This window comes from Cupriavidus consociatus (assembly GCF_017814975.1).
In the GTDB taxonomy this organism is placed as follows: domain Bacteria; phylum Pseudomonadota; class Gammaproteobacteria; order Burkholderiales; family Burkholderiaceae; genus Cupriavidus; species Cupriavidus consociatus.
In genome coordinates, this window is record NZ_JAGIQA010000027.1 from 82,968 (window position 1) to 96,599 (window position 13,632).

A 13,632-nucleotide genomic window follows, 5' to 3' on the forward strand; every position below is an offset into this window, starting at 1 on the left:
GTCTCCGTATCGTGAATGGTGTCCTGAATGCTTTTCGACCTATGGCATTGCCTTCGCGTGCTTGGGTTTCGCTTCTGTGCCGGTGATGCCCTGCCGCTCCAGGCTTGCGATCTGGTCCGCGCCCAGTCCAAGCACGCGGCTCAGCACCGCTTCGGTGTGTTCGCCCAGCGTCGGCGCGACATGGCGGATGGGCACAGGGCCTGGCCCGGTCCTGAACCAGGGCGTGCTGGACGTGTAGGTGCCGATATGGGCGCGCTCGACTTCACGCCAGAATCCGCGCTCGTGCAGATGGGCGTCCTGCAATACCTGCGACATGGGGCGCACCACGCCGGCGGCGATCCCGGCCTGCTGCAGCAGGTGCATTGCCTCCTCGGCGTCCCGCGCCATGCACCAGGACCGGATCGCCTGCTCGATCATGTCCGCCTCGGCGCGACGCCCCGCTGCCTGCGTCAGCCGCGGATCGGCCGCGAGTTCTGTCCGGCCGATCGCCCGGCACAGCGCGGGCCAGTCCGCGTCGGTCACCGTCAGCACGATCCACGCATCGTCGCCGGCACAACGGAAGCACCCATGCGGGGCGTGCATCGGATGGCGATTGCCCTGCCGCGGCGATACGGCGCCGGCGATGGATTGCTCCAGCATGAACGGCGCGGCCATCGGCAACATGGCCTCCACCTGCGACAGGTTGATGTGCCGCCCCTGCCTCGTCGCTTGCTGGACAAACAGCGCGAGCAGGATCGCGGCGCCACCATTGAGGCCGCCGATCGGGTCGCCATAGGCGTATGACGTCATCGCCGGCGGACCATCGGGGTGCCCCGTGTATAGCGGCAGCCCGCTGGCCTGCTCGAGCGTGCCGCCGTAAGCACGGGTATTGCTCCACGCATTGCCGAGCCCGAAGGCCGGCATCGACAGCATGACAAGCCGTTCGTTTCTGGCGCGCAGCGCTTCGTACTCGAGGCCCAGCTTTGGCAAGACCTCGGCGGAGTAATTCTCGATGACCGCGTCGGCGCCTTCGACCAGCTGCAGCAGCAACTGCTTGCCTTCGGGGCGTGTCAGGTCCAGCGTGATGCCCAGCTTGTTGCGGTTCATCAGGTTGAAGTTCGAGTTCTTCTCGTACAGCCTGTCCCGATAGAACGCCTCGGTGAAATTGGCGCCGCGCCACCAGTCGGGGTAGCCGGTGCTTTCGACCTTGATGATCTCCGCGCCAAAGTCGGCCAGCGTCCTCGCCGCAAGCGGCCCCGCCCAGCCCATCGTCAGGTCGACGACGCGAAGCCCTTGCAGCGGCAGACGCTCGCCGGCCGTTCGCATCAGCTTCAGACGCGGGCGATGATCCAGTCCCGAGTTCCGATAGTGCAGGGTATGCGCACCCTTTGCCGGCGCATTCCCGCCGGGCAGCGGTCCCGCCGCATCGAGGCGTAGCGGCACCACCGGGCCTTCGAACGATGCGCCGCCCATGCCGACCGGCACGAAGGCACCGCGCTGCCGATGCACTGCCTGGCCGAGCAGGGTCTCCATCGTCGGCACGATCACCGCGGGATGCTTCTTGTCGCCCAGGATCTCGAACCACTGCCGGGCCGTGCGCGTCAGGAACGCAGGCAAAAGCAGCGCGTCGATTTCGTCCGCGCGTGCCATCCGCTCCGGGCCGCTTGCGTAGCGCGGATCGTCGCCGAGGTCCGGACGCCCGATGGCCTCGCACAGGCCCTTCCACTGCGGCAGGGTGTGCGTGAAGATGCCGATCCACCCTTCGGCAGTCTGGTAGATCCCGGCCGGATGCGTGCCGCAGAACCGGTTGACGCCAAGGCGCTGGAGCGGATGGCGCTTGTCCTGCACCATGCCCGCTTCCATCTCGACCACGCTGAAGATGGATTCGTGGGCGCTCAGCACATAACGGCGGCTGCCCTGCCCGCGCCCGATCAGCGCCGCGACGGCGGCCGAGAATGCGCTCAACCCGACCACGATCGCCGACTGCACGTCGTGCGGCATGTGTGGCGGCCCATCCGCGGGGCCGCTGCCGTGCACGGCGCCGGCAAGCCCGCGGCACACTGCTTCGGCGCCTGCGTAGTGGCTGTACGGCCCGCTTTCGCCGAACCAGGTGAGGGCCACCTCGATCGGCTCGTGCCCCCGCGTTTCATCGGCCGCGCCCTGCCACACCGGCGTGCCGAGAATGCCGGGGCCTTCAGTCAGGGCACGGGCATCCAGCACCACGTCGCAGGTTCGCGCCAGCTGGGCCAGCCATGCGCTGTCCTCGGCGTTTGCGTCATCCGCGGTGACGCTGCGCTTGTTGGTGTTCAGCCATGCAAAGAGCGCGCTTTCCGGCTGCGCGGTCCCCGCTGCGCTGACCAGGGGCGGCATCTGCCGCCAGGCGTCGCCGGCCGGGTTTTCCACCTTGATGACCTCGGCGCCGAAGTCGGAAAACAGCTTGCCCGCGTATGCCAGCGCCGGCCCGCTGCCGACTTCGAGCACGCGCAACCCACCCAGCGCCAGCTGCGCCGGGTCAATACCATGCATGATCATGCAAGCCTCCTGGCTCTGTAGATGGACTCGTCAGGCACGGCGCTTACCACGCATCGATGAAGCCGCGGCGCTCCCTGCGGCCGCGCACATCCGTGGATGCAATGCCCTGTGCGATCCACTTCCGTGTCTGCGCGGGGTCGATTACCGCGTCGATCTCGACGGCAGCCGCGGTGTTGATCGCGTGGCCGCGCTCGTAGGACTGGGCCACCAGCCTGTCGAACAGCGCCTTGCGCTCAGGACCATCCGGTACGGCCTCTAGCTCCTTCTTGAAGCCCAGCCTGACAGCGCCTTCCAGGCCCATCGGGCCGAACTCGCCGGTCGGCCACGACACGGTAAAGCTTGCCGAGCGGAAGCCGCCGCCCGCCATGGCCATGGCGCCGAGGCCATAGCCCTTGCGCAGCGTCACCGCCAGCAAGGCGACACGCAGCTTGGCCGCCGTCAGGAACATGCGCGACACATGCCGGACCTGTGCCCGGGCCTCGACCTCCGGCCCGACCATGAACCCGGGGGTGTCGATCAGCGAGACGATCGGCAGCCCGTGCGCATCGCACAGCTGCATGAAGCGCGATGCCTTGTCCGCGGCGTCCGCATCGATGGCGCCGCCAAGGTGATAGGGGTTATTGGCCATGATGCCGACGGGCTGCCCTTCCACGCGGGCCAGCGCGGTGTGGATGCCCGCGCCGAAGCCGCCACGCAGCATCAGCACGCTGCCGACGTCGGCGATGCCCTCGATGGCCTTGCGGGTGTCATAGACGCGCAGCCGGTTCTCGGGAACGACATGGCGCAGCGCCAGGGCCTCCGGTGCGCTCCAGTGCGCCACGCGCCCCTGGAACATCGACAGGTAGTGCCTGGCTGCCTGCACGGCTTCGGCCTCGTTGTCGACCAGGATATCGACCACGCCGTTGGCATGCTGCACCGATGCGGGCCCGACTTCCTCCGGGCTGAAGATGCCCAGGCCGCCGCCTTCGATCATGGCTGGTCCCGCCATGCCGATGTTGGCCGATTTGTCGGCAATGATGACGTCGCAGCAGCCGACGAAGGCCGCGTTGCCAGCGAAGCATCGTCCCGAGACAATGCCCACCACCGGCACATTGCCGCTCAGCTCGGCAAAGGCGGCGAACGACGGCTGGTACAGCCCGGACACCGAGGGGAAATCCACGTCACCGGGCCGGCCGCCACCGCCTTCGCCAAACAGCACCAGGGGCAATTCGTCGCGCAGCGCCACCTCCACGATGCGGTCGGTCTTGATATGGTTGCGCTTGCCCTGCGTCCCGGCCATCACCGTGGCGTCGTAGGCCATCACCGCGCTGCGTGCCCGCTCCTTGCCGACCAGTTCGCCGTTGATATTGCCGATGCCCGTGATCAGGCCGTCCGCCGGTGTGTTGACGATCAGGTCCTGCTGGCTGCGGCGCGAAGCCTGCGCGGCGAGCGCCAGCGCGCCATACTCGACGAAGCTATCCGGATCGCACAGGTCCGCGACGTTTTCGCGCGCGGTGCGCTGCCCGCGCGAGCGGCGCCTGGCGACGGCATCGGGACGCGCGGTGTCATCGAGGTAGGCATGCCGGTCCAGCACGCGCTGCAGGTCCGCGCGGATCGCATTGGGATTGCCCTGCTGCTCGGCGGCGACGGAAATGCCTTCGGCGTCGAGCTGCTCCAGCACGATCAGCACCTGGTTATCGGCTGCCAGTGCACCCGGCTCCAGCCGCAGGTCGACCACGCGCCCGCCGCATGCCGCGACGATGGCGTGCTCCATCTTCATGGCGTCGAGCACCGCGACCGTCTGCCCCGGCTTGACGATCTCGTCCAGCGCGACGGCAATCTCCACCACCCTGCCGGTCAGCGGAGCGCGGATCGCCACCAGGCCCTCGCTGACTTCCTCTTCCGGCTCGGCATGGCGCGGCGCATGTGCGTGCGAAGGGCCGGCCGAGCCGCCCAGCAACGCTTCCTGCGCGCGTCCGGCTTGCGCCATGGCCTCCGCCGATGCGGTCAGTTCCTGCACGATCGCTTCGAAGTGCCGGGTATGGACATCCTGCGCGAGGAAATCGTCTCGCTGCACCAGCGCGCGCAGCAGGTTGAGATTGGTCGGCACGCCGGCGATGCGGAACTCCGCCAGGCTGCGCTGCAGGCGCCGCACGGCCGCGTCGAATTTCGGCATGGCGCTGCTGACGATCAGCTTGGCCAGCAAGGTGTCGAAGTTCGGCGACGGTTCATAGCCGGCATAGCCATGGGAATCGACGCGGACGTCGGGACCCGAGGGCGGGTCGAAGCGCTCCAGGCGGCCGTGCGCCGGACGCGCCAGGCCTTGTGCGTCGGTCATTTCCGCGTTGATGCGCACCTGGATGGCATATCCCCGGGGTTGCGGCGGCGCAGCGGGGTCCAGGCCGAGATCGGAGAGCGTCTGCCCGGCAGCAATCCCGATCTGCAGCGCGACCAGGTCGACGCCGGTGACCTGCTCGGTGATGGTGTGCTCGACCTGCAAGCGGGGGTTGGCTTCGATGAAAACGAAATCCTTCTGCTCGCCGGATTCGGTTTCCTCGACCAGGAACTCGAAGGTGCCCAGGCTCTGGTAGTTGACGCGGCGCGCCAGCCTGAGCGCCGCCTTGATGATCTGCTCGCGCAGTTGCGGCTTGAGCACCGGGCTGGGTGCGATCTCCACCAGCTTCTGGAAGCGGCGCTGCAAGGTGCAGTCGCGTTCGCCGAGGGCAATGACGTGTGCGCCGTCGCCGGCGATCTGCACTTCGATATGGCGCGCGCGGGCAACCAGCCGCTCGGCGTAGACGGCATCGATGCCGAACGCCGAGGCCGCCTCGGAGCGGCAGCGCGCATAGGCTTCGGCCAGTTCTTCGCGCCGGCGGACCACGCGCATGCCGCGGCCGCCGCCGCCGCCGACGGCCTTGATCACCACGCCGGCGCCGCCTTGCCTGGCGAAGAAGCTGGTGATTTCCTCGAGCGAGGCGGCGCCGCGTGTCGCCGGCATGACCGGAACGTCGCTGTCGGCCGCCAGTTCAAGCGCGCGCCCCTTGTCGCCGAACAGCGCAAGCTGCTCGACGGTCGGGCCGATAAAGCGGATGCCGGCGTCGTGGCAGGCCTGGGCAAAGTCGGCCCGTTCGCTGAGGAAGCCATAGCCCGGATGGATCGCATCGCAACCGGATGCCTTCGCCGCGGCAATGATGCCTGCGATGTCGATGTACGCAGCCGGACCGGCACCCTCGAGGGCAACCGCCTCGTCAGCCAGGATCCGGTGCAATGCGCCCTGGTCGTCTTGCGAATAGACCGCGACGGTCGCGATCTCCAGATCGCGTGCGGCGCGCAGGACGCGCAGCGCGATTTCCCCTCGATTGGCGATCAACAGCTTCTTCAATGCAGTCTCCTCGTTTGTATTTCGATGTCTGTGCCGTCCCGGGGCGCCAGGCGGCACCGCTCAGGGCCGGATGCCAAAACGGCTGATGCCGGCTTCACGCAGCGGCGCCGCCAGGTTGGCGAATTCGCACAGCAGCGTGCGGGTCTCGCGCGGATCGATGATGTCCTCGATGACGAACGCTTCCGCGCTACGGAACGGCGACGTCAGGCTGCGCACGCGCAGCTCGATCTCCGCGCGCTTCTGCACCGGATCGTCGGCGCCTTCGATCTCGGCCTTGTAGGCAACGTCAAGGCCGCCTTCGATCGGCAACGCCCCCCAGTTGGCGGACGGCCAGGCATAGCGGAAGTTGAAGCGCCCCATATGCTGGTGCCCGGCTGCCGACACGCCGTAGGCACGGCGCAGGATCACCGAGCACCACGGCACCGTGGCCTGGTAGAGCGCTGCCAGCGCGCGCACGCCGTAGCGCATGATCCCTGCCTTCTCGGCCTCGAGGCCGACCTGGAACCCGGCCGTATCCACCAGATTGACCACCGGCAGGTGGAAGGCCTGCGCCATGTCGACGAAGCGCGTGAATTTCTCGGCGCTGGCGCTGTCCCAGCTGCCGCCATGGAAGGACGGGTCGCTGGCGATCACCGCTACCGGCCAGCCGTCCAGGCGCGCGAGCGCGGTGATGACGGCGCAGCCCCAGTGCATGCCGATCTCGAAGTAGGAATTGGCATCCACCAGCGCCTGCACGATGGGCCGGATCCTGTAGTCGGCCCGGCTATCCCGCGGGATAGCCGTCAGCAGCCAATCGTCGCGACGCGCCGGGTCATCGCCGGGCTCGCTCCGTGGCGGCAGTTCGAACACGGAAGGCGGCAGATAGGACAGGAACCGGCGCGCGCGCGCGAAGGCCTCCTGCTCCGTTTCCACCTCGTCGTCGACCACGCCGTTACGGGTGTGGATCTGGCTGCCGCCCAGTTCGTTCTTGCTCAGCTCCTCGCCCACGCGGGCCACCACCGAGGGCGGGCCCTCGTTGAACAGTTGCGAGGTTTCCCTGACCATCACCGAATAGTGGCTGGCGGCCACGCGTGCCGCGCCCATGCCCGCCACCGATCCCAAGGCCAGCGACACCACCGGCACCACCGACATGTTCTCCACCACGTGTTGCCAGACCTTCATGGTGGGGATCAGGGTATGGCCCTTGATCTCGATATTGCGCACCGAGCCGCCGCCGCCGGTGCCGTCGACCAGGCGGATCATCGGCAAGCGCAGGTCGTGCGCCATCTTTTCGGCGTGGATCAGCTTGTCGCCCACTGCGCCCTCGTTGGCACCGCCGCGCACGGTGAAGTCGTCTCCCACCAGCACCGCAGGCCGGCCGCCCACCTGCGCGCGGCCCATCACCAGGTTCGAGGGAACCAGGTCCACCAGCCGCCCGTTGCTGTCATAGCGGCCGCTGCCGGTCAGCCCGCCGACCTCGCGAAACGAACCGGGATCGGCCAGTGCATCGATACGCTCGCGCACCGTCAGCTTGCCGGCCGCCTTGTGGCGTTCCACCTTGCCTTCGCCGCCCATCCGGGCGGCGAGCCGTCGACGGTGGGCCAGTTCATCGATTTCGGGCTGCCAGCTCACTGTCCTCTCCTGTGTCTTTGTGCGGTACATGTGTCCCGCCAACACTTTGCAGGAGCCGTGCCAGCCACTGGGCGCCCCATCAGGCGTTGATTTCATTGAATAAATCCCGAACCGCCGTTAGGATGTCCGCGCTGAGTACACAAACGTGTCCGCAACAGAGGCACGCATGGAGACATCAAGTGTCCGCAATGACGACACAAGACAAGGACGGAATCGCCCTCGGCGTGCTGATCTGTTCTCGCGAGGGTTCCACGGTGGCGGCGATCGGGGCCTGTACCGACCCCGCCGTCGCCGCCGCGGCATTCACTGCCTGCGCGCACGCGAAGGCGCCGAGCCAGGGGCGCAGGCTTTTCCCCGTCGAGGCGGGCACCCGGCGCTTCATCGGCCTGTGCCTGGAAGACGGCGACCACCAGCTGATCCTCCTGCATCGCGCCGACACACAGGCCGTGCTGCTCGACTTCCTGGGCACGGTGCCCTTCGCCGGCGCGATCCTGGACTACTTCCTGAACGACCCGTACCAAGCCATCACGGTGGTCGACAAGGAGGGACTGGTGCGCTTCATCAGCCCCGTCCACGAGAAATTCCTGGGCCTCGACACAGGTGCCGGGATCGGCCGCCCGGCGGCCGAAGTCATCCCCAATTCGCGGCTGCCGCAGGTGGTGGCCAGCGGGAAGGCCGAGATCGGGCAGTTGCAGCAACTCGACGGCGCCACCCGCGTGGTCAACCGCATGCCGATCCGCCAGGACGGCGAGGTGGTGGGTGCCATCGGGCAGCTTATGTTCAAGGGGCCCGAAGCCCTGGTACGCATGCACAAGGAACTGGTCGAGCTACGTTCGGAAGTCGCGCGCTACCAGCGCGAGTTCGATCACCTGCGCGACGGCCTGCACGAGCGCCAACCGACGTTCGGCCTGATCGGCGAAAGCGCGCCGATGCAGCGCCTGCGCCGCGAAATCCAGACCGTGGCACGACTTGACGTGCCGGTGCTGATCCTGGGCGAAAGCGGCACCGGCAAGGAACTGGTGGCCCGCGCCATCCACGGCGCCGGGGCCGGGCCGGCGAGCGCACGTCCGCTGGTCAGCCTGAACCTGGCCGCCCTGCCGGCCACGCTGATCGAGGCCGAACTGTTCGGCCATGCGCCCGGCGCCTTTACCGGGAGCCAGCGCCAGGGGCAGGCGGGCAAGCTCGAACTGGCAGCGGGCGGCACGGTCTTTCTCGACGAGGTCGCCGACATCCCGATGGAGATGCAGGTCAAGCTGTTGCGCGTGCTCGAAGACCACATGGTCGAACGCCTGGGCAGCCGCCGCGCGCAGCGGGTCGACTTCCGGCTGGTCTCGGCCACCAACCGCGACATTGCCGAGCTGATCGACGCCGGGCGTTTTCGCCTCGACCTGTACTACCGGCTCAGCGGCGTGGTGCTGCGCATCCCCGCGCTGCGCCAGCGGCGCGAGGACATCCCCGCGCTGCTGCAGCATTTCGTCGACGCCTTCTGCGCGCGCAACGCCATGCCGGCGCCAGGCATCGACCATGAAGTGGCGCGCTACCTCGCCGGCCAGCCATGGCCCGGCAATGTGCGCCAGCTGCGCCAGCGCATCGAGGAAGCCCTGGTCTTCTGCGATGGCCGGACGCTGCGCGTGGCGGACTTCGCCCGCGGCGAACCGGCGCGCGGGCTAGCGGGGCTGGAAAGCCAGCCCCCGCTGCATGCGGCCGAACAAGCGTATCCGTACGAGACTTCCGTGGCGGACGACCCGCCATCGCCCGCTTCCGCACTTCGATCGGCAGACGAGCCCGCCGCGGGCATGAGAGAGCTTGCCTATGCCGCGGTGATGGATGCCGTCGCGCGCCATGGCGGCAACAAGAAGCGCGCGGCGGAGCAATTGCGGATTTCCCGCTCGCACCTGTACAAGATCCTGGAGCGCGGGCCGCACGCGTCGCGATCGAAATAGGGGCATGTTGCCGGATTTCACCGCCCAGGCCGACCTGGCAAGCGGCAAGCTTGTCAGGGTCCTGCCGGGCTGGCGCGTCGCCGGCGCGTTCGCGGACTTCATCTTCGCCATCCGGCCCTATAGCCCATTCGTGCCCCGTGCGGTGCGAAGCTTCGTGGACTATCTGCGGCAGGCGATGAAGGACGGCTTTACCGTCGGCAGCTAGCGCCATTCCCGCCGGCACGGCAAACGCTTGCCGATACAAAGGCACTGCCACCTTGCAAGCCGCGCCTCGCGCGCTGAATCCGCCTTGACACATCATTCTCTATACACAATACTAAATACACTTTAATTCTTTTTTTGAGAACGTCACCGCAAGGTGGCGCAGCCGCTGTGGAGCTTGCCGAACTTGAAATCTTCCAGGCCGTCGCACGCGAACAAAGCATCACGCGGGCGGCCAAAACGCTGGAACGGGTGCAATCCAACGTCACCACGCGCGTCAAGCAGCTGGAGGAAAGCCTTGGCGTTTCGCTGTTCCAGCGTGACAGCAAGAAAATGATCCTGACGCCAGAAGGCCAGCGCCTGCTGGGCTATGCCGAGCAATTGCTGGCGCTGGCCGAGGAAGCCCGGCAATCCATGCGCACCAGTGCGCCGAGCGGCAGGCTGCGCCTGGGCTCGATGGAGAGTTCAGCGGCAACGCTGCTGCCAAGGCCGCTGGGGCGCTATCACGCGGCCTGGCCGGATGTTGAACTGACCGTCACGACGGGCACCACGCAATTCCTGGTCGACGCCGTGCTGGCGCACCGCCTGGACTGTGCGGTCGTGGCGCATCCCGGCACCGGCGCGCCGCGCAGCCTCGATGTCGCCGCGCTGGGTGAGGGGCTCGACGGTGTTTTCCTGCGGACCGAAGAGCTGGTGCTGGTGCTGCCCGCTACCCATCCGAAGGTTCGCCGGCCCAGCGACGTCACGCTGCGGCATCTGGCGGGCTTCGCCCGCGGTTGCACATATAGGCAGTGCGCCGAAGACTGGCTGGAGTCGGGCGGCGAGGAGATGCGCCGCCGGCTCTCCGTGGTGGAACTGCCTTCCTATCATGCGATCTTTGCCTATGTGTCCGGAGGGTCCGCCGTCGGCATCGTGCCGCGCTCCCTGCTGGCACTGCATCCGGATGCGGCGGAATTCCATACGGTGCCGATCAGGCCGGTCCATACCTTCCTGGTCAGGCGATCCGGCTTCAGCACGTCGGCATACGAAACCTTCCTGCGGGAACTGCGCCATGACTGAACGGCGCCGGCGCGCACGCCATTGCCGAACGCAACCGCTTTATGCCCGGAGCATTTAGGCGCCTGGCGATTCAACCAAGGAACTGCATCATGGAATCATCGAAGCCCCTGGACAACGGCACCGCCCTGCTTGCGCGCCTCCATATGTCCACACCGATCATCCAGGCGCCGATGGCAGGCGTCGGCACGCCCGCGCTGGCGGCTGCCGTGTCCGAAGCCGGCGGCCTCGGTTCGCTCGGTGTCGGGGCGATGGACGCCGAGGGCGCGCGCAAGGCGATCCGCGAGACGCGGGCCCTGACCGGCAAGCCATTCAATGTCAACCTGTTCTGCCATGCGCCGGCCCGGTCCGATCCCGTGCGCAAGAAGGCCTGGCTCGACTATCTGGCTTCGCACTTCACGAAGCATGGCGGCACGGCGCCCACCACGCTGCGTGAGATCTACAAGAGCTTTGTCGAGGACGAGGACATGCTTCGCATGCTGCTGGAAGAAAAGCCCGCGGTCGTGAGCTTTCATTTCGGCATGCCAGCGCAGCACAAGATCGATGCGCTGCGCGACGCGGGCATCGTGCTGCTGGCCAGCGCGACGTCGTTGCAGGAAGCCCGCCAGATCGAAGCAGCGGGCATCGACGCCATTGTCGCGCAAGGCATCGAGGCGGGCGGCCATCGCGGCGTATTCGATCCGGCCGCCTACGACGAGGGCCTCGGGACGCTGGCGCTCGTGCGTATCCTGGTGCAGAACACCCGCCTGCCGGTCATTGCAGCCGGCGGCATCATGGACGGCGCGGGCATTGCCGCGGTACTGGCGCTCGGCGCGCAAGCGGCGCAACTAGGCACCGCTTTCATCGCCAGCCCGGAGACATCGATCGATTCAGCCTATCGCGACGCGCTCGCGGCGGACACCAAGCGCCCCACCACGCTTACGCGCGCCATTTCCGGCCGCGCTGCCCGGGGCTTCACCAATCGCTTCACGGAACTCGGCGAGCATCCGGACGCGCCGGCCATACCCGACTACCCCATCACCTATGACGCCGGCAAGGCGCTTCATGCCGCCGCCAAGGCCACGGGAAGCGCCGACTACGCGGCCCAGTGGGCGGGACAGGCGGTACCGCTGGCGCGAGCGCTGCCCGCAGCCGAGCTCGTCGAACGGCTGCAGTCAGAACTGCAGGACGCGATCGCGCGCCTGGCGTCGCTGCAACGCGTATCCGCGTAGCCTCGCCGTGCTGCCCGCTATGTCAGCGCTGCAGCGGGCCAGCCTGCGGGACGGCCTGCAAGGCGGCACGGCGCTCGCGTATCCACCGCACGCGTTCTGTCAGCCGCCGCTTCCATTCATCGGCCAGGCCATCCACGGCAACGAGCGCCAGCATGTCGTCGACTTCCGGACCATGCGCCGACACGACCTGCCAGAACTCGCTGATGGAAAACCGGTCGGTCGTGCGTTCGAGGCGCTGCAAGACATCTCCTTGCCGGAGCGTTCCCGGCTTTAGCACGCGGTAATACCACCCGGTGATGCGCTCCCTGGCCACCATCAACGACATCCCTTCCACAGCGAAACGATGATTGATCTTCCAGCAGGGACTGCGCGGCTGCGAAACCTGCAGCACGACGCCGCCGGCCCGATAGATATCGCCGATATGCACGTTGCGCTCATCGAGCCCGACCGTGGCAAAGTTTTCACCGAGGCTGCCGGGCACCAGCGCATCGGCCGCCTGGGGCAAGGCGGTCGCCAGCGTTGCGTAATTTTCGCTGGCGAAATGGTGGACGGCCTTCTCGGGACCGCCATGCACGCGCCTGTCAGCATGCTGATCGCCAATGATGCCTTCCGCGATGACGCGGGCCTCGCCTTCGACGCGCCGCTTGAAGATGCCGCTGCGATGCCCCTCTTCGCCGAGTATGCCGATGCCACCGGCAAATATCGCGTCAATGGGTACGTTGCTTGTCGTTGCAGGCATTGGTGACTCCGTCATGCATCTTGTCGGACTATAGATTTGCAGCAGGCAGCATGGCTAATGCTTTTTAGGCATTCCATGCATCACTACCAATCATGGATGGAGGCCCGGCGACATGGAACTGCGCCAGCTGAAGATGTTCTGCGCGGCCGCGGAGTACGGCAGCTTCACCGCTGCCGCGGAAAAGGTTCACTGCGTGCAATCCAACATCACCATGCGCGTCAAGGAACTGGAGGCAGAACTGCAGCAGCCTCTCTTTATCCGCCGCAAGACCGGCATCACGCTGACCTCGGCCGGACAGGTTTTTCTTGGCTATGCGCAGCGAATTCTCCAGCTCACCGAGGAAAGCCGCAGCGCGCTGCTGGACAGCTCCGTTCCCGCCGGCCCGTTGCGGCTAGGCTCCATGGAGACCACCGCCGCGGTGCGGTTGCCGAGGGTGCTGGCGCGGTATCGCGAGCGCTATCCAGAGGTGCAGCTATCGCTGACCACCGGCACCACGGCGGAGCTGATCAAGGCCGTCGAGGCGCATCGGCTGGACGGCGCCTTTGTCGGAGGCTTTCACCAGAACCGCTCGCTCCATCAGGAAGCGGTCTTCAACGAGGAACTGGTGCTGGTCAGCAGCAGCAGGTACGCCACGCTTGCCGAGCTCGCCAGCGAGATGACGCAGCAGACCGTGCTGGTGTTCCGCTCCGGGTGCTTCTATCGCTCCACGCTGGAGCAATGGCTCTACCAGGCCGGGCTGATCCCGGGGCAGATCCTGGAACTCGGAACGCTTGACGGCATCCTGTCCTGCACCGCCGCAGGCATGGGCGTCACGATCCTGCCCAAGGCAGTGGTCGAACACCATGAATCACGCGACCAGATTGCATGCCATCGGCTGCCCGACGAGTTCGCAAAGGTGGCGACTGTCTTTGTCCGGCGCAAGGACACCTTTGAAACGGCGGCGCTGCGGGCCATGGCCAGCATGGCGCAGGAGCAACTCACGGTGGCTGGCTGATTCGC

The 13,632-nt window shown here is 67.1% G+C and carries 9 protein-coding genes; 5 read left to right on the top strand and 4 right to left on the bottom strand.

Annotated elements, in window-relative coordinates; all coding sequences use genetic code 11:
* Positions 1–39: 39 nt before the first annotated feature.
* From J8I82_RS29155 to J8I82_RS29165, 3 genes are read right to left on the bottom strand one after another with little or no spacing between them, the layout of a single operon-like run.
* Complete coding sequence (locus J8I82_RS29155) at positions 40–2,511, bottom strand: CaiB/BaiF CoA transferase family protein (protein WP_209762746.1); 2,472 nt, start codon at positions 2,509–2,511, stop codon at positions 40–42.
* Between the two features lie 43 nt (positions 2,512–2,554).
* Complete coding sequence (locus tag J8I82_RS29160; protein WP_209762749.1) at positions 2,555–5,872, bottom strand: acetyl-CoA carboxylase family protein; 3,318 nt, start codon at positions 5,870–5,872, stop codon at positions 2,555–2,557.
* Positions 5,873–5,932: 60 nt separating this feature from the next.
* Positions 5,933–7,483, bottom strand: a complete 1,551-nt coding sequence (locus tag J8I82_RS29165; RefSeq protein ID WP_209762752.1) for an acyl-CoA carboxylase subunit beta — start codon at positions 7,481–7,483, stop codon at positions 5,933–5,935.
* Positions 7,484–7,671: 188 nt separating this feature from the next.
* Here J8I82_RS29165 and J8I82_RS29170 point away from each other — a divergent pair, with 188 nt between their 5' ends.
* The 4 genes from J8I82_RS29170 to J8I82_RS29185 all read left to right on the top strand — a co-directional run bounded on the left by J8I82_RS29170 (position 7,672) and on the right by J8I82_RS29185 (position 11,894).
* Positions 7,672–9,426, top strand: coding sequence for a sigma-54 interaction domain-containing protein (locus J8I82_RS29170; RefSeq protein ID WP_245180234.1), 1,755 nt, complete (start codon positions 7,672–7,674; stop codon positions 9,424–9,426).
* 4 nt (positions 9,427–9,430) lie between these two features.
* Positions 9,431–9,631 (top strand): type 2 periplasmic-binding domain-containing protein, encoded by a 201-nt coding sequence (locus J8I82_RS29175; protein WP_209762758.1) that lies wholly within the window; start codon positions 9,431–9,433, stop codon positions 9,629–9,631.
* A 167-nt stretch (positions 9,632–9,798) separates the two neighbouring features.
* Positions 9,799–10,686: a LysR substrate-binding domain-containing protein gene (locus J8I82_RS29180; RefSeq protein ID WP_209762761.1), complete on the top strand. Its 888-nt coding sequence runs from the start codon at positions 9,799–9,801 to the stop codon at positions 10,684–10,686.
* 89 nt (positions 10,687–10,775) lie between these two features.
* On the top strand, positions 10,776–11,894 hold the full coding sequence (locus tag J8I82_RS29185) for an NAD(P)H-dependent flavin oxidoreductase (RefSeq protein ID WP_209762764.1): 1,119 nt from the start codon (positions 10,776–10,778) through the stop codon (positions 11,892–11,894).
* 22 nt (positions 11,895–11,916) lie between these two features.
* Here the strand turns inward: J8I82_RS29185 and J8I82_RS29190 are convergent, their stop codons facing one another.
* The gene (locus J8I82_RS29190) at positions 11,917–12,633 is read right to left on the bottom strand and encodes an MOSC domain-containing protein (protein ID WP_209762767.1); all 717 of its coding nucleotides are present in this window, start codon (positions 12,631–12,633) and stop codon (positions 11,917–11,919) included.
* A gap of 112 nt (positions 12,634–12,745) precedes the next feature.
* Here J8I82_RS29190 and J8I82_RS29195 point away from each other — a divergent pair, with 112 nt between their 5' ends.
* The gene (locus tag J8I82_RS29195) at positions 12,746–13,627 is read left to right on the top strand and encodes a LysR family transcriptional regulator (protein WP_209762771.1); all 882 of its coding nucleotides are present in this window, start codon (positions 12,746–12,748) and stop codon (positions 13,625–13,627) included.
* Positions 13,628–13,632 lie beyond the last annotated feature (5 nt).